Raw genomic sequence first — 17640 nt, 5'->3', positions numbered from 1 at the left:
TGATGGTTATACAATAAGCTTGGTATAGTGGGTTTAGTATAATATAATGAAGGGGGTTTGTGTTCAAGATACAATATCCAACAGATCATCTAAAAAAAGAAGATGTTAATTCAAAGATTACTGAATTATCGGATGAAGTGCAATATATAGAGCAAGCTAGAGAATTTTCTCAACTTAAGCGTTATCGGAGATCTGATGTTGATTCCGAAAGTGGAAGTCAGATTAAGAGAATCGATGTTCCAGGAGACGGTAGTTGCTTGTTTTGGTCTGTTACTATGGCTTACTTAATACCCGTCAGAAACGACGATGCTTTATTTCGACAAAGGTATGAAGTACTATTTGGAAATGATGGAACTGTAACCCAAAATTTAGATCATATTAGAGGTTTGGTTCGGAATTTAGGTGCTGCGAATTATGATGATACATTTGCAAATTTAGTAAGAAACTTATTTCGTAATCGAGTAGTTGATCACATAAGTTCTTATAGAAATGAGTTCAGAGATTTTGTTGAAGGTGATTTTGAGCGTTACTTGGAAAACATGAGGAACCCTGATACTTGGGGAGGTGAACCTGAAATAAGAGCAATGAGTGGAATGCTTAGCGCAACGATTAGTGTTTCTGGTGAAGTTGAGACTCAATATGGTAATGGGGATATTCAAATACAATTATTTCATGTTGGTGCACCAGGTAAACGAAACCATTATAATTTTGGTCTTGAAAGGAATATTATTGATAATGATAAAGAGCTTGCAAAAGGCTTAAAAAGAGTCATGGGTAAAGTAAGACCACAAGACTTTGAGTTAATACAGTTATTGATAGAGGAAGCAGATAAAGAAGTTGGTATAAGCCGGCAAGATGAGGATTTTAAATCTTTTGAACCGAGATTTCAGTCATTTGTGGATCAGATTCCATCTTATTTACACTCTGTAGAAAAAGCAGGGTTTTTTACACACTTCTTCCTAGGTAGTTTTTCTACTTTGTTGGATACAGAGATGGCAAAAAAGCTAGACATCAAGGAGATTTATTTTAGCTTTGACGGTGCAAAGACTTTGAAGGTAGCTATTATAAAAAATGGTGAAATGAAGAGTCAAAAAGATGTGATCGATAAAGTAAAATTATTTGTTATATCAGAAAGTGGTTCTCATTCTTACACTCAAGAGTTTGATCAAGGTGAATTGAAGGAGGTATTAGGCAAGCTTTACTCTCTTATCGAAAATAACCTAGATAAAATTAAAGTTAAATCAATAAAAATCATTAAAGATGCCGGTCATCAGGGAGAAATAGTTGTTGATGTGAAAGATAAAGGAGTAGACATAGAACATAATTCTGAAGTTCAATTTAAAAAAGTGAGAAAAGGGTTATGGAGGGATCCCGAAGTCGATATAGCGAAGCTAGCTATTTCCAATCAGCGAACAGTTAAAGCATCTTTAAGGAGAATTCTTGATAAGATTTACACAATTCACTCCGAATATGCAGACTCACTAATCTATGCTAGCAGAGCACGTGAAGCAGCACATCATGGGTTTGCGGTAGGCGTTTTCATGAATTTCCACTACAGGTATAATTTTAGAGTCTACCCAGAGCAATTTGCAGGAAGGGGTTATGCAGATATTATCTTGCTGGCTCGTGGTCCTGATCGTGCATTGGATTCTATTCCCATTATTATTGAATTAAAAGCGGGAGCAGGTTCTAATGCTACTCCAGATAAGGCTTTGCAGCAAGCAGAAAAGTATGCACAAGGCTTTCAACCAAATATTCAGCGAGTTCTAACCACTGCAGATGACATTTTATGTGTTGGTGTCAATCTTGATAATCCATCTCCTATCTCTGATATTAAAGTATCAAATCGTGGGGAAGAAATAATTCCTCTTTTTCAAGATATGCTAAAATCTGCTGATGACTGGGATACGCAAAGGATTGGAACAATAGAATTAAAGGGACAGGTGAAAGATAATCTAGAACGTATTTATCATACGTTTCCTGGTACACCTGAGAAGGGAGATAAACATTATTTTAGTAGATTTTTACTAGGGCAATCACTATTGCTAAATAGAGTTGAAGATTTAAAAACTGGTTTTAAAAAATACATTTTTATCTATGGAGACAATATACCTACCGAGGTACGTCCTAATCTTCGTGGGTCTGGACGTTTAGCAGCTGAAAGAGCCAGGGAGAGATTGTCAGCTAATCTTGATGCGAGTCATGCAGTTGTGACAATGGTGCTCATTCCAGAAAATACAGAGAAGTTGGTTTATGTAATAAATATTGTTGAAGCTAACAGAAAGGATGTTCTGAACGGGCTGGATGAAGTGCTCCCTCTTGATAGATTAAATAGAGAAATAGGGAATAGGGAAATAATCGAATTAAATCTTAATTTTGATACTAGGTACAAGTCAGATTTTAAAAGATATCTTACTATTTGGACTGAAAAATACAATTCTTTACAAGAGTACAACAACGGAGATAATAGATTTCAAGGTACTTTTAAAGAAGTTACTTATCCTAATGAGTTAAAAGAAACATTTGATAAAGCACTAGATATCCAATCCTTATCAATAAGAGGATATAGTAGATTATTAGAAAAAATTGGAGAAGGAATCTTTCCTTTTAAGAGTCTCGTTAATAAAGAAGCTCATTTCCAGGGAATATTGAATGGAGTGTTTAGTTATTATAGTGACTTAAAATTACAGGAATCACCAGAAACTAGAGCATTAGTTTTAACTGAGTTTCAAACTGGTAGAGGGGAACGTATTGACATGCTAGTTCATGGTATTAAGTTTGTGGCTCAAGGTGGAAATGCTGAGGAGTACACTCCAATAGGGTTAGAACTTAAGGCATCAAGGCAGGGTAAAGGGGCTCAAGCTTTATTGAGGGAAGCAAATGATCAAATAAATGAAGAGTACAAAGAAGGTGTTACCTATAAAACACTTACAGATGGTGATGAGGTAAAATTTATCGGTGTTGTTTTCGATAAAGGATCTAATAATCCGAATAAACTTATTTTAACAAGTAGGACAACCAAGGAAGGATTTATTCCTGTTGGAGTAGTTCATAGTTCACATCATATGTTGCCTACTGTAGGGCAGTGTTCTAAAAGAAAATCTTCATCGCCGGAGTATCCACCAAGTAAAAAGCCAAGAAGAGAAAGAAGTGTAAGTATGGCCTGCATAGATTCGTTTGATGAAGAAAAGATTACAAAGGAAGAAAAAAAGCAACGTGTTAAAGAGCTATTTGATATTGATAATGCTAAGGATTTAACTAATGAAATTGTAGATATAGGTCGTGAGCAAGTGTTTGATATGATAGGCAATGCTGATAGGACTGATGTAAAAGTAAAAGATAACAATGGTAATGATAAAAAATTGATAATAGGTGATATTATAGAAATGAAGAATGCAGAAAGATATTTTGTAGATGATTATAGTGATGGTATTGAGATCTTAGTAAAAGTAGGCAGAGATAAGGATCGCGTTATAAAAGAAAAAATAAAAGGACAAAATATTGAGTATTATTTAAGCATCGATGGCTATGAAGTAAAATTCGATGATATAATTAAAAATTTTACTACAGATGCAGAAAGAGAGAAAATTCATAATAAATTACATCAACTATCAAATGATAAGCAGTTGTTAGAGAATAAAAAATACATTGAAGATATAGGTGATGTTCAAACTAATCAAGATTACTCTAATATTGTAGAGGAAATTAAACAGAACTTGCTAGCAAAAGGTGTTAGGGAAGATACTTTTGATACGTTTAAAAATCATTTTGATGATCTTGGTGAAAAAGTTTTTGCAGATTATATTAGTAATGTAGAAAGCAGCCTTCAAGAAAAAGGAATTGCATTTGATCGTGATAAATTTGATTCAGCGAAAATAAAAGGAGCAAAAGGTGGAAAGTTTTTTTCCATGATGGCTATATATGACTTGCTTGATAGTATAGGTGATACAGCAACACTTGGACGACATGATAATAATGCTTTAAAGCAAGTATTTGGTATCAATGGTATACTAGATGCTATGGATGATGTTAGGACGAGTGTAAGTATTTCTTCTAATAGTAAAGTAGGAAAATTGATTAGTAAAGTACCACAACCTGTACGTCAAACGTTTGTTAAGATTATCAGTAACCCCATAGTTCAAAGTATTACATTTGCAACTATTGCTTATCAATTTGGGTATAGTATAAATGAAATAGCTCAAGGTAATCATCATCCATTAAATTATTATTGGACAGCTAGTAGTGGTGTAAAACTAGCAAGTATGAGCATAAGGCCTATAAGTGCAAGTGTTAGCTTTACAGTAAAAAGTGTAAGTGCTACTACTAAGATTTTAAGAGGGTTATCTGCTGCAGGTAAAGTTTTAGGTAGGGTAGCAGTAGTTACTATGGTTGCTGATGTATTAATAACAATTGGTGTAGAAGTTCATGAGAGAATAGAGTATACAAAAGCAATAGCAGAACAAGTACCTCTATTACCTGGTGGTGAACAAGCGGAAGTATTTTTTGCAGGGGTAATCAAGTTTTTTACAGGAAGAGATGTAGAAAAAGAATATGAAGACACAATTAGAATAAAAGGTTATTTAACTTACGTAAAAGAAGCAGCTATTAAACTGTTAAATGACAATTATGACATAGATGCGGTTGTACAATACGTAATCTCCATTGAAGAGAAATATAGTGAGGTGATTAAAAATATGGGTGCACAGGCTATATGTATTATGCCATCACCGTATGGTCCTGAGTGTGCGACGCAGATGAAGTGGACATGTGATTTAGAAAAAAAATATAAAGATATCTCTTTTGACAAGATCAATATAGCCTCTAGTGTAAAAAGAGATTTGTCTTCTATTGATATCTCTAAGATATTGACTATGACACCTTATACTTTGGTTATGAGTGAAGGTTGGGAAAGGTTTATCTGTGGTATAAAGAATAGTCCTCAATGCTATCAAGAGATTGAAGAAAAGAAAGTTTATGTTGTTAATACGGATGCAAAACATATCCCTCATCTAACAAAATACGAGTATGAAAATCTTGGCTTAAGAATTGTAGATGCACCATTAACAAATCCGATACAAAAATCTCAATGCAGCAAAACAATCAATACAAAGCACACAGGTGACGATGCGTTCGCTCCATGTAACAGTGGCAAAATTTATAGAAATTGTCAAGAGAGCTTTACTCTCTCAGGCGGACCTTTTATCTTTACTAATCCAACAAGAAAAGAGCATAGTAATACAAAAAAGCAAACATTTCCTAGAGGATCAGTATTATATATTTCAGGACCTAAAACATTAACAGCAGCAGCAAATTATCCAGCAGTAATGCATATTCCAGAGGGTAGTAATATACGTTATGTTGGCTCAAAAAATAATGAAACTATTTTTATTATTAATGACTATACGTCTGGTACTCTTGAAGGTGGACCAGGAAAAGAAAATACTCTAGTAATGAATGTTAAGGCTAATAATGTCGTTGCAAATTTGCATGGTAGAACTATACGTTATGGTAATAGTAATAACATAAGATTGGTTAACACATATAACTATGTGTCTAATTCTGACAGCAAGCAAAATATTACTACTCACTGTAAAACAAGATTGATTAATGTAAAAAATGCAGAAGTCTGGCAGAATTCATTTAACTGCACAGACAAAGATTATGAAGTTAGAGTAGTTAACAAAGAAAATGTGCATAACAGGGGATTAAAACAAACAATATTTGTTGTTAATGAAGATAGTGATAATGCTAAGATAGTAAGTGATTTGGGCAGTACAGGAAAAATAAAAGGAAATATTGACATAATAAAGGTTCAAGTTGCTAATATCACACAGTGGGGAATAAGTGAAGATATAGAAAAGGTCGGCTATAGCTTAGATGTTTTAGCTAATAATACACAAAGTATTGTTTCAAGTACTAAAATCAATGATTTTAAAAATCTAGTAATTCAAGTAAATAGCAATGGAATAACAGAGTCTGTTGCAATACAGGATAAGTCTTTGTCTGATACAATAGAAGATATTAGATATCAAGAGCTGAAAAGTTCAGGAAGTGATATTAGTAGAGAGGTAATACAAAATAGTGCAAAAAAGTTAAAAGCATTTATACAAGCAAGTATTCTAGACCAACAATTACTTGATACTTACCAAATTGCAAAAGATATTGTCAATAACAATAATTTTGACATACCAGTATCTCAAGTAGAAGTTATTAAAAACCATATGGGAGTACCTAGTGAAAAAGTGATAATTGCTGGCATGTACTCAGGTCAAGTCATTGTTGATTTTAGCTATAGTAGCTCTGACGTTACAAGTAGTTATCAGAAATACCTTAATGGTGGACGGAACTATGGTTATGATGACTATCTGATGCTGTGTAATTACTATCAGGACATTACAATAGAAGGAGAGAAAGGGCAACACCAGTATATTATCAAACTACCAGATACATTAAATAGCAAAACTTCATTGTCGCCAATAAGGCTCAATTTAAAAATAAAAAACAAAGTGGTGTCTTATCAAAACATACCTTATAGTATCATTGATTTTGCTGAGTTAAGTGTAACAGATGTTGATGGTATAAGCATAGAAGAAGGTAAAAGGGATTATATAAATGAATGTTATGGCAAATCAATCTCTGACCTTACAGAGGATAGTTTAAAGATACAAGATATTACAATATTTGATAGTGTAGGTACTAAATGGTCTTTATCCATTGGTTTAGTTGATTATTTTCAAAATCCAGAGAATCAACAAATTGTATTACGAATAAACAATGAGCTTTATAAAATTGATAGTACAAACTTAAGGCTTGAGCATCTAGAGATCAATCCTAGCTCTTTCAGATACTATCAACCAGAGGAACAAGGATTACAAATTTATCATAATCAACCTACTAATAAGAATGATGTTGGTTTAGTTGACTTTAGAGATAAGTCTATATTGGATTTTGATACAGAGATTGCTGATGATAGTTTAGTGTTATCACATAAGAATAATACCTTAGCAAAAGTAGAAAATTGGAATACCTATCAACCAGCAAGGGAAATGATGTTTGCTTTTAATGATACGATGGTTTCTAATTTGAAATGCATAGTCTCTACTTGTAATTCAGAAGATATTATAGAGGATTTTTATAAGGAAACAGTAGATTTATTAAAAGAGCAGGTATTTAATGCAACATTGCAAAGAAATAATAGTAAAGCTGAGGATTTGATAAAAAAGATTAAAAGTATAGATATTGGAAATGAGCATGAATTAACACCTTTAAATATGGCTATTCAAGGAGGTAGGTTGGATGTAGTAAAAGTTCTTTTTGATAGAAAGGATTTTAGTGTTGAAAATAAGGACGCCCTTCCTCTGCACTTAGCTGCTCAGGAGGGTAAATTAAATATAGCTGAGTTCCTTATCGATAAAGGTTATGATATTAAAGATAAAGCTGAAGATAAAGATAGTAGAACACCTCTTCGTATAGCTGGTTGCAATGGTAATTTAGATGTGGTCAAATTCTTCCTTAGTAAGGATGCAACAAGTATTGAGGATAGAAACAACGATCCATATAAGATGATGGAAACGGTTAAGGTTTTAAAGAAGGAGATTATTAATCAAGCAGAAACCGTGCCTAACGTAAAAAGATGGGCAGAGTTTTTTGTAGAAAAGTTAAAATATTCAATAAAAAATGTAGTAAAAGAGAAGCTAAAGGATGGTATGTTACATGATCGTTATGGTTCGGTTAATACACTTGCTAATGACATTTATAATTTCGATCAAAGGTTGTTTAATAATACAATTAAGGGAGTTATAAATGACGTATATAGGAAAGTAGATACGAAAAAAATATTAAGTTGTGTAGAAAGCCATAATGATGTTAGTCAGCGTATATTGGGTTATGTGGCTGTATTTAACGCAATGCAAAGAAATAATGATTTAAATAATAGTGCAGTATTTAAGTTAGCTTACTATGTTAAAGAAGCAATCGAGATGAAGAACTATCCTGATGTTCATCAAGAAGAAAGATCTAACCTTGAGAAACTAAAAAGCAGATTGCCAGAATCAGTAAGGAATGCAGTATTTTCATCGAAAGTATGTATTAAGAATATTTATCAAGGTGAATATTTATATGCTGCTAACAAATGTTTCAATTATGATACCGACAGACGAATGGCATTTACTTGGACTCCAAAGAATGAAAAAAATGATAAGTTTAGGTGGAATATTAAACCTGATGGTGACAACTTTTATATAGTGAATGTTGCATTTAATGAAACTTTGTATGCTGCTAGTAACTATTTTAATTATGATAATGATAGACGAATGGCATTTACTTGGATTCCAGGTGAACAGGTTACACAAGGTGTGTGGAAGATTGAGCCTAACGGTGATAAATGTAATATAAGGAATGTTAAGCATAATGAGTATTTGTATGCTGCTGATTATGCTAAATATGACAAAGATAGGAGAAGAGTATTTACTTGGATTCCAGGGGGCAAGGTTATGCAAGGTGTATGGAAGATAGAAGATTGTGGGTCTAATGTAAGAAAAGTTAGAGATATTGTTAGTAATGCTAAGGGAGAATTAGATCAAGAATTGCTAGATGCTGTAAAAGTTGGAGATATGAGCAAAGTAAGAGATTCTGTCAATCGAGGAGCTAATGTTAATACTGAAGACAGAGATGGTAATACCCCTGCACGCAATGCTGTATTAAAAGGTCACTTTGGTATATTTAAATACCTTGTTGAAAATGGCGTTAGTTTAGAGGGTAAAGATCATCGTTGTCGCCCCTCTATATGTGATGCTTCTTATAGTGGTAATTTGGATATACTAAAGTACCTTATTGGGAAAGGCGTTGATATTAATGAGTCTGATAATAATGGTTGGACACCGCTACATTTTGCTGCATGGAGAGGCTACTTAGAAGTCGCTAACTTTTTAATAGAAAAGGGTGCTAATATTAACGTTGAGAACATTTTTGGCAGGAAACCTATACATGTTGCTGCTGAAAATAATAATACAAACATTATAGAATTTTTTCTCAGCAAGGGAATGAGCATCGATGATGTTGATAGATATGGTCGAACACCACTATACTGTGCTTCTTGGAATGGTCACTTGGGTGTAGTAAAGTACCTTGTAGAAAAGGGAGCTGACGTTTATACTCAAGACAAAGGTGGTAAAACATTACTAGATATTGCTACTCATCAAGAGCGCAGCGATGTTGTAGACTATTTAAAACAAGTGCAGCTAAATCAAGAATTACTTATTGCAGCACAATATGGTAATTTTGATGAAGTTAGAGATCTTGTAAGTCAAGGGGCTAGCTTGAATGCTAAGTATAGTAATGGGATGACTGTTATGCATTCTGCTGCTTATGGTGGTAATCTGGATATAGTAAAATATTTTGTAGCAGATGCAAAAAATAGCTTAGAAATTAAAGATAATGGCGGTAGAGTTCCCCTGCACTATGCTGCTTACAATGGTAAGCTAGATGTGGTAAAGTATTTTGTAGATGAAGGGGAAGTTGATGTTAATCTAAAAGATAGTGATGGGCAGACAGCATTGCACATGGCTTCTGGTGGCGGCCATCTGGATGTAGTGGGGTATCTTGCAAGTAAGGGAGCAGATATCAAAGCTAAAGATAAGGATGGTAAGACACCGCTAGATATCGCCATCGACCGAAAGCATGATAGCATCGTAAAATACTTAAAACAAGCTCAATTAAATGAGCAATTACTGGCTGCAGTAAAAGATAGTGATTTTAATGAAGTTCAAGGCCTTGTAAATCGAGGTGCTAACGTTAATGCTAAAGATAAAGATGGTAAAACCCCTCTACATTATGCTTCATGTTCTGTTCATCATTTAGGTATGGTGAAGTATCTTATAAGTAAAGGTGCTGATATTGATGTTAAAGATAACAGTGGTAGAACTCCTGAAGATGAGGAACGTTATACTAATTCTGATACAATGAGGCAAGTTTTTATGCAAGCACACTTAGATAAAGAATTGTTACTTACTGTAAAAAATGAAAAAGATCTAAAGACAATTAGTGATCTTATTGCGAAAGATATTGACGACAGAACGCATGGTGGGTTTTATTATACTTGGAGTGGTAATTTAGGTACAGTAGAGTTTCTTGTTAGTAAAGATGTGAGTGTTAATGCGACTGATAAATATGGCTGCACATTACTACACTGGGCTGCATTGAAAGGTCATTCAGATATTGCTAAGTTTTTAGTTGATAAGGAAGCTAATGTGAATGCTAAGGATATACTTGGCAGGACTCCTATTCACTTTGCTGTTATGAATAATCACAAGGATATTCAAGATGTATATGGTAGAGGTTCTACATACACTACTGCTGAGAGCAGTGATGAAGAGGTTATACAACTTTTTCTCATGAGAGGAGCAAGTATTAATGAGGCTGATAAAAATGGTGAGACGCCACTACACTTGGCTTCTTGGGGTGGTCATTTAGATACATTGCAGCATCTTATAAATAATGGAGCTAATATTAGTACTAAAGATAGTAGTGGCAACACACCACTAGATATTGCTAGAGATAAGGGACATAATAATCTTGTACAGTACTTACAACAAACACAATTAATCCTAGATAAACAGTTATTAAGCGCAATAGGAAATAGTGATTTTAATAAAGTTAGAGGTCTTATTGCTCAAGGTGCTAATATTGATACCAAAGACAAAGATGGCAGTACACTACTGTATTCAGCTGCTGAAATCGGTGATTTAGATAGAATAAAATTCCTTCTTGATAATGGTGCTAATATTGAAACTAAAAATGGGGAATATCAAGCAACTCCTTTGCATGGAGCTGTGTTAAATGAAAGACTAAATGTGGTCAAATTGCTTCTTAATCGTGGTGCAAACGTTAACGCTGAAGACAAAGACAATTGGACACCTTTACATTATGCTGCTGATACCAACAGTCTTGATATAGTAAAAGTTCTTGTCGATGCTCATGCTAATCTTGATGCTAGAGGTGATTACGGCAAGGCACCGCTAGATATTGCTAGAGATAGTAGTATTGCAGAATATTTAGAGAAAAAACTCAATGAAAAAGGAGAAAAACCTGTGCAACGCAGACGCCGTCATCACCACGGGGATCACAATCGCAATCATAATCACTCATCACATAAATTCCTTTCTGTAGATTCAAGTAATCAACCTGGAATAGCAGCAAGTAGTAGCACAAGACCATCTTCATGGATAAATGATTTATTTGGTTGGGTAAAAAGCTCTGTGAGTGGGTTATTAGCTTCTGAGTTGCCTGAAGTAGTATCAGGTACTAAAAGTCCAATCTCACAAATTGATGCAAAGATGGATGTAAATGGTGCAATAATGTTACTTGATGTGCTGGTTAGAAACGTCACGGGTCAAAAGTATATTTCTACAGCAGATCAGTCTATATCTCAACTAGAAGCACAGGGCTATGCACTCAATATTACAGAGGTATTTAAGAAAGTAATAGAGCAAGCTGGATTAAAAAGTGGTGTATCAATGCATCGATTAAATATTGATTTTGTGGAAATACAGAAAGAAGTTACAGGAAAAATCATGAGTGGTAAATTTGATGAGATCTCAGGAGTTTTAAGTTCGTATTTAGAGAAAGCATGTCCTAGTAGAGAAGCAGGATGTCCTGGTAAGTTAAGTTCGAAGAAGTTTGACAAGTTTATGGTAGAGTTTAATAGCAGGCTAAATGTTGTACTAAATCGATCAATACAACGGATATTACACAACAGAGATGGTAGATTAGAAGTTGATGGTGCAAAGCAAATGAATTTAGAGCCTCAAAGTTATTTAAGTAATGCTTCCGTTCAAGGCCATTCAAAGGACAAAGTATCAACTTGTCTTTCTGAGATAGGAGTAACCAAGCTTGTAGGTAATCTCAATAGGTAGGTTATAATATAAGAGTTAATATGCCAAGTAGTGGGAAATTTAAAGTGAAGGTAGCCAAAATAATTAGGGAAGGGAATGTTCAAAAAAGTGTGTCAAACCGAAAAAAAAGTAATAAATTGATATAAAAAATGGAGGTTTGATATGAGTCAAGCAAATAGAACTACTGGTTTGGTAGATTATAAAGAATTAGAAACAAATATCCTGTCATCTATACGAGAAGGAAGACCATTGACAGGAAGAGATGGAGCATTAACACCGTTTATAAAAAGGCTGCTAGAGGCAAGTCTGGAAGGTGAAATAGAAAGCCACATGTCAGCTAAAAGTGAAGAAAATAACCGAAGAAATGGAAGGAATGCAAAAACTTTACGTACAAGTTCAGGCTCATTTGAACTATTAACACCAAGAGACAGAGAAGGAAGCTTTGAACCGCAAATAGTCAAAAAAAGGCAAACAAGCCTACATCCAGAACTTGAAGCAAAGGTCTTAAGTACATACGCCAGTGGCATGGGATACAGAGACATAGCTTCACACGTTGAGGAAATATATGACCATAAAATATCAGCAGCAGAGATATCCAATATTACTGATAAACTGCTACCAATAATCAATGAATGGCGCAGCCGTCCATTGCAATCAGTGTATCCAATAGTGTTCATGGATGGCATGTTTTTTAAGGTCAAGGAGGACGGACATTGCGTAAGTAAATGCATGTATAATATATTGGGTATAAATCAAAATGGCAGAAAAGAAGTATTAGGTTTTTATCTGGCTGAAAGTGAGGGAGCTAACTTCTGGTTGGGAGTTTTAAATGACCTCAAAGAAAGAGGAGTAGAAGATATTCTGATTGCATGTGTAGATGGGCTAAAAAGCTTTCCTGCAGCCATCAACAGTGTATTTCCCAGTGCAGAAGTGCAGCTATGTATAGTACACCAAATAAGAAATTCTCTGAAATATGTATCCAGTAAAGATGTAAAAGTTTTCATGAATGATCTGAAAAAAATATATCGTGCTTCAAGTAAAGAAATTGCTGAGAATTATCTGCTTGAGCTGGAAGAAAAATGGGGAGAAAAGTATCCTTTAGTTATAAAATCCTGGCAGAACAATTGGGAAAACTTATCCAGTTATTTTAAGTATTCTGGGCCAGTTAGGAAGCTGATTTACACCACTAATCCAATTGAGGGGTTGCATAGACAAATCAGGAAATTTACTAAAACTAAGGGTTCATTTACTAGTACAAATGCCTTGTACAAACAGGTATATTGTGCTATAAAAAAGGTAGAGCAAAGGTGGATTATGGCTCTCCCTAATTGGGCTTTAACTATGTCTCAACTTGATATTTTCTTTCCAGATAGATTGAAAATTGAGTTGAACTAAAAATGCGGCTTGACACACTTTTTTGAACGTTCCCTTAGGGAAACAACCAGTAGCAAGTTTGATAGTCTTAATGCTAAAATGGATGAAGTAGACATTAAATGCTAAGTGATTAATGTATTTTCCATATTGAACTTACAGCACGTAGTTTTGATATAGAAGTTTGGGTAACGTTATGATAGTAATTTATATAATTCTTTGTGCAATCTTCATAGCTGTTTTAGATAGTTCACCAGATTCTTAATTAGGTGATATGTCGAACTTAGAGAAGGTTTTCATAAATGTTGAAGTGAATAATTATGTTTTTTCCTTGAGTTGTAAAATTTCAGAATGAGAGAGACCGGTAATTTGAGCGATAACATCTATAGAGACACCGGCCTTGAGTGAGTTTTTGGCCACAGCTATTTTAGTCTGTTGTTCACCCTCTGCTATACCCTCTTCCTTACCTTCAGCTCTACCTTTTTCATGGCCGATTTGGATGCCTTCTTTCTTGCCCTTCTCTTCTCCAATTTGGATGCCTTCATGTTTAGCATCATCGAGCTTTTGAGCAAGGACAGCCTGTTCATCACGAATACGTTTGATCTCTTGTTCGTAGGCTATAAATTCTTTTTCTGACCAGTTGAACCTATTTAGTTCTTCATATGCTCTTTCAATTATTAGATCACTTCCTATTATTCTCTCTAGCTCTTCTTCACTAGTTTCATCTGCATATCTAAAGAAGTAGACCCATTTTTCAACTATACTTGAAAGCTGATCTTCTTTGGTTTTTGGAAATTTAGGTAACTCAATAAATATAAAGTAAAAATCTTTTAGATCATGCTCATTAGTATCTTCATCGCGAATAGTATGCTTTGATTTGTACTCAGACTTATCAGGAAATAAAATACAGTCTGCTATAGCAATAAAGATAATTTCCTTAAGGTCATGATATTGATCGCCTTTATCAGCCTGTCTTGAATAGGCTTTAGCAGCATAGTATTGAGCACGTTTTTCAAAGCCCTTAGTTTTAGCGACCTGCATTTCGACTATGACTTGCAGCCCATTTTCATCCCTACAAAGAACATCAACAATGCTTTGTTTTTTAGAAGCAATATCAGGGTCTTGAATAGTACTTAAGAACTCTATATCCCTTATTGTACTTTTGCCGGTGAAGCCAAGGATATCATTAAGGAAGTGAATAAGAATGTCCTTATTTTTTTCAGTACCAAAGATGCGCTTGAACGATATATCATTCTTGGGATCGAGAAACTTCGAAAGAGCCATGAGAAAGTAAGATAAAAAGCATTAATAATTATACACAGTTGTGAAGAAATATTCAACTAAAATGCAAACATTTTGTATATCTTTATTTGGTAGTATTAACCTGTATAATATCTATTTCTGTATGGCAAAGCATACTACTGTTTCCATAAGGTACCAAATAGCGCAAAAAGTAAGGAGCTGGAGGTTAAAAAGAAAATATACCCTGAAAAACTTAGCAGGCAAAGCAAACATAAACTATCATACACTGCTAAGATATGAACAAGGAACATGTGGCATTCCAATTGAAAAGTTAAAAATATTAGCAGGGGCATTATCAATTCCTGTTGGAAATCTCTTTCCTAGACGAAAAGTACTAAAAGAAAGTAGTTGTTTCGACAAAGCTAAGACCCAGGAAATGTATAATTTTATAGAAAAAACAGGAGGACACAAAGCAATTTATGCATTAACCAAATCTATCCGAGCTGAGGAAGAAAGTAATATAAAAGCAGCAAGAATAAAAATTGCAAAGAATCTAGTTAAAGCAGGGTTTGATAATGACATTATCTATCGAGCAACAGGCTTACCAATTGAAGAATATGCTGATAGAGAGAATATCGGCTGTACAAGCCAAAACGGAGGACAAGAGATAAAAAAATGGAAGAGGATATACACAAGAAGAATTGGCAAAAAAGCTTAATATAGGACCCTCACAGATACATCACTATGAACAAGGTAGTGTCACCATTTTAAGTGAAAGGTTATGGGAAATAGCAAAAGAATTGTCAGTAGATGCTGAAGATCTAATAAAGGAATACAAAGAAAGTGATTGTGAAGGAGAAAATGAATTATTAAGTTTGGCAAGAGAATATAGAAAAATTGATACCAATTCCCACTATGCAAAGAACAGATAGACAATAATGGGAAAGAAGTGATAATAAAGTAGATAAAATAGAGAGGTATAAATGGCATTAAGGTCAAAACTATTAGACGAAAAAGTTGTAAATTTGGCGAAAGAAATGTTAAAAAAGGTCAGAAATAACGCATATGTTTCAAAAAAGTTACAAGCGGTGATAGCAGGAAAAGAAAGTAGTATAAGCGCTGTGGCAAGAATATGTAAAATTTCAAGGACTGCTTTGACTGAATGGATAAAGCATCTAAAATTTGGTAGAGTAGAAAGATTATTTGCCCCGTCTCAGCGGCGAAGAAAAAGCAAATTAAAGAAAAATCAACGTGAGCAAATTGAAATATGGGTAGAAAGAAATCCAAATATTACTATTAAGGAAGTGCAGATAAAAATCTCAGAGGAATTTGGCCTAAACATTAGCAAATCAACAGTGCACCGTGAGATACAAAGGATGAAATTTTCTTATATAACACCGAGGCCAATGCACCATAAACAAGATAAAAACAAGCAAGAAGAGTTTAAAAAATACTTCAATAAAATAGTCAATTCCCACCCTGAAAAAGAGGTGTTTTTTTGATGAATCACGATTTGGAACTCATTCAAAAATCGGACACGGATGGTTTAAAAAAGGGGTCAGAACGCAGGTTAAAATGAAAATTGGTAGACAAAATTTCTATATCTACAGTGCGGTAAATCCAAGAAGTGGTAAGAAAATCAGCCTACTTGCTCCATATGTAAACACTGATTGTATGAATATATTTCTGGAGCAGATGTCGAAAGATTTAGGCACGAAAAAAGCCTTTCTTGTAATGGATTGTGCAAGTTGGCATAGATCAAAAAGTTTGAAATTTCAGGAAAACATTACCATTATATACTTGCCTCCTTATTCACCGGAACTGAATCCTGTTGAGAGGTTGTGGCAATATATCAAATACAATACTTTACGTAACAGAGTCTACGATACCATAGGCTTACTTGCAGATGTTCTGTGTAATTTTATTGTCAGTATTTCCAGCACTACTATTAAACGAGTTTGTAATGTTTCTTATTTGTTCGATTAGTAATGGAATTTGGTATGACAACCAAGAATCACGAGATGAGCTAAATATATGGGTAGAATTTTTCTTGCAAAGAAAGCAAATTTACAAAGAGAAGATTAATAAAATAGAGGAAATGAAAGTTGCAAATAATTTACTTCAGTTAGGTTTTTCTACTGATGCTATTTCTAAAATAATTGATTAATAACAATTTTTTTTACATGAAGAATTAATTTTCAATTAGATAAAAATAAATATCTATTAAGATTTTAACCTATTCATAAAAAAATAAGTAAAAAAGATTGAAAAATTGATTTGACTTCACTCGGAAGCTATGGCTTTATGCCAATGCTGATAAAAAACAGCAGTAAATAATTAAAAACAATTTGTTATTAACGAGGAGTATATTTTATGAATAATGGTAAAAAACTTACAGAAGAAATAGAGAGAGTATTACAGAGTGGAGGAGGAAGTGCTCTATTTGATCGTGAGATAGTGTCAGTGCTTCTAGGAGCAGTTCACGACAGAAAGCAAGCACAAGATGTTACTAAAACTCTAATGGATAACTGCCCAGGAATAGGAGAAATTTTAGGACGAGAAATCGATGATCTGAAAATGATAGAAGGAATGACCGAACATGCAGCTGCAGCAATTGAATGTGTTAAAGAAGCTTATAAAAGAGCACTCAGAGAAGGGTTAAAAAGAGGCCCTGTAATGGATAGCCAAGAAAAGCTGATAGAGTATGTAAGGGTAAACATAGGCTTTTCAGCAAAAGAAGCTGTCCTGATAATATATTTGGATAAGCAGAACCGTTTGATAAGAGATGAAGTGTATTTTGGTACAATAGATGAAGTACACTTATCTGAAAGGAAAGTGGTAAAAAAGGCGTTATCAATGGAAGCAGCGTCAATAATATTAGCTCATAACCATCCAGGAGGGAGTTTAGAACCATCAGAAGATGATAAAGTAATGACTAGAGAATTAGTATCAGCATGTCAAGGAGTGGGAATTGAACTAGAGGATCACATTATTATGACAGACAAAGGATATTGCAGTTTTAAGGAAAGAGAGCTGTTATAAACCAAATTTCAATTGCTTGAGAAGTTTGGCTACACAATGAAATATAAAATCAAGTAGCAAAAAGACTTAGTCAAGAATCTGTATTGGAGAATTA

General features: G+C 34.1%; 8 protein-coding genes. 7 read left to right on the top strand and 1 reads right to left on the bottom strand.

Annotated elements, in window-relative coordinates; genetic code table 11:
- Window positions 1-59: 59 nt before the first annotated feature.
- Window positions 60-11912: an ankyrin repeat domain-containing protein gene (locus tag OPR35_RS05330; protein ID WP_264686029.1), complete on the top strand. Its 11853-nt coding sequence runs from the start codon at window positions 60-62 to the stop codon at window positions 11910-11912.
- Between the two features lie 141 nt (window positions 11913-12053).
- Complete coding sequence (locus OPR35_RS05325) at window positions 12054-13286, top strand: IS256 family transposase (protein WP_265024688.1); 1233 nt, start codon at window positions 12054-12056, stop codon at window positions 13284-13286.
- A 294-nt stretch (window positions 13287-13580) separates the two neighbouring features.
- Here the strand turns inward: OPR35_RS05325 and OPR35_RS05320 are convergent, their stop codons facing one another.
- Complete coding sequence (locus OPR35_RS05320) at window positions 13581-14546, bottom strand: Rpn family recombination-promoting nuclease/putative transposase (protein ID WP_264706885.1); 966 nt, start codon at window positions 14544-14546, stop codon at window positions 13581-13583.
- A 121-nt stretch (window positions 14547-14667) separates the two neighbouring features.
- Here OPR35_RS05320 and OPR35_RS05315 point away from each other — a divergent pair, with 121 nt between their 5' ends.
- The 5 genes from OPR35_RS05315 (at window position 14668) to OPR35_RS05295 (ending at window position 17546) form a co-directional block, all read left to right on the top strand.
- Complete coding sequence (locus tag OPR35_RS05315) at window positions 14668-15222, top strand: helix-turn-helix domain-containing protein (RefSeq protein WP_265024780.1); 555 nt, start codon at window positions 14668-14670, stop codon at window positions 15220-15222.
- Window positions 15206-15436, top strand: a complete 231-nt coding sequence (locus OPR35_RS05310) for a helix-turn-helix domain-containing protein (protein WP_265024779.1) — start codon at window positions 15206-15208, stop codon at window positions 15434-15436. Before OPR35_RS05315 ends, OPR35_RS05310 begins: the two co-directional genes overlap by 17 nt.
- A gap of 51 nt (window positions 15437-15487) precedes the next feature.
- Window positions 15488-16490 (top strand): IS630 family transposase gene (locus tag OPR35_RS05305; protein WP_230608967.1). Its coding sequence is split into 2 segments (ribosomal slippage): window positions 15488-15997 and window positions 15999-16490, totalling 1002 coding nucleotides; the frame shifts between segments, so codons are not numbered across the junction.
- Window positions 16468-16671: a hypothetical protein gene (locus OPR35_RS05300; RefSeq protein WP_265024778.1), complete on the top strand. Its 204-nt coding sequence runs from the start codon at window positions 16468-16470 to the stop codon at window positions 16669-16671. Before OPR35_RS05305 ends, OPR35_RS05300 begins: the two co-directional genes overlap by 23 nt.
- Window positions 16672-16877: 206 nt before the next feature.
- Window positions 16878-17546 (top strand): JAB domain-containing protein, encoded by a 669-nt coding sequence (locus OPR35_RS05295; protein ID WP_265024777.1) that lies wholly within the window; start codon window positions 16878-16880, stop codon window positions 17544-17546.
- Window positions 17547-17640 lie beyond the last annotated feature (94 nt).

The sequence above is a fragment of the Wolbachia endosymbiont (group B) of Protocalliphora azurea genome, assembly GCF_947251865.1.
Classification (GTDB): Bacteria; Pseudomonadota; Alphaproteobacteria; order Rickettsiales; family Anaplasmataceae; genus Wolbachia.
Note: the sequence above shows the minus strand (reverse complement) of the source record. Positions and strands in the feature narration are given on the sequence as shown.

Excerpts from the sequence above, each read along its gene's own strand:
- OPR35_RS05325 (WP_265024688.1), top strand. The coding sequence starts at position 12,054 with ATGAGTCAAGCAAATAGAACTACTGGTTTGGTAGATTATAAAGAATTA.
- OPR35_RS05320 (WP_264706885.1), bottom strand. The coding sequence starts at position 14,546 with ATGGCTCTTTCGAAGTTTCTCGATCCCAAGAATGATATATCGTTCAAG.
- OPR35_RS05315 (WP_265024780.1), top strand. The coding sequence starts at position 14,668 with ATGGCAAAGCATACTACTGTTTCCATAAGGTACCAAATAGCGCAAAAA.
- OPR35_RS05300 (WP_265024778.1), top strand. The coding sequence starts at position 16,468 with ATGTTTCTTATTTGTTCGATTAGTAATGGAATTTGGTATGACAACCAA.
- OPR35_RS05295 (WP_265024777.1), top strand. The coding sequence starts at position 16,878 with ATGAATAATGGTAAAAAACTTACAGAAGAAATAGAGAGAGTATTACAG.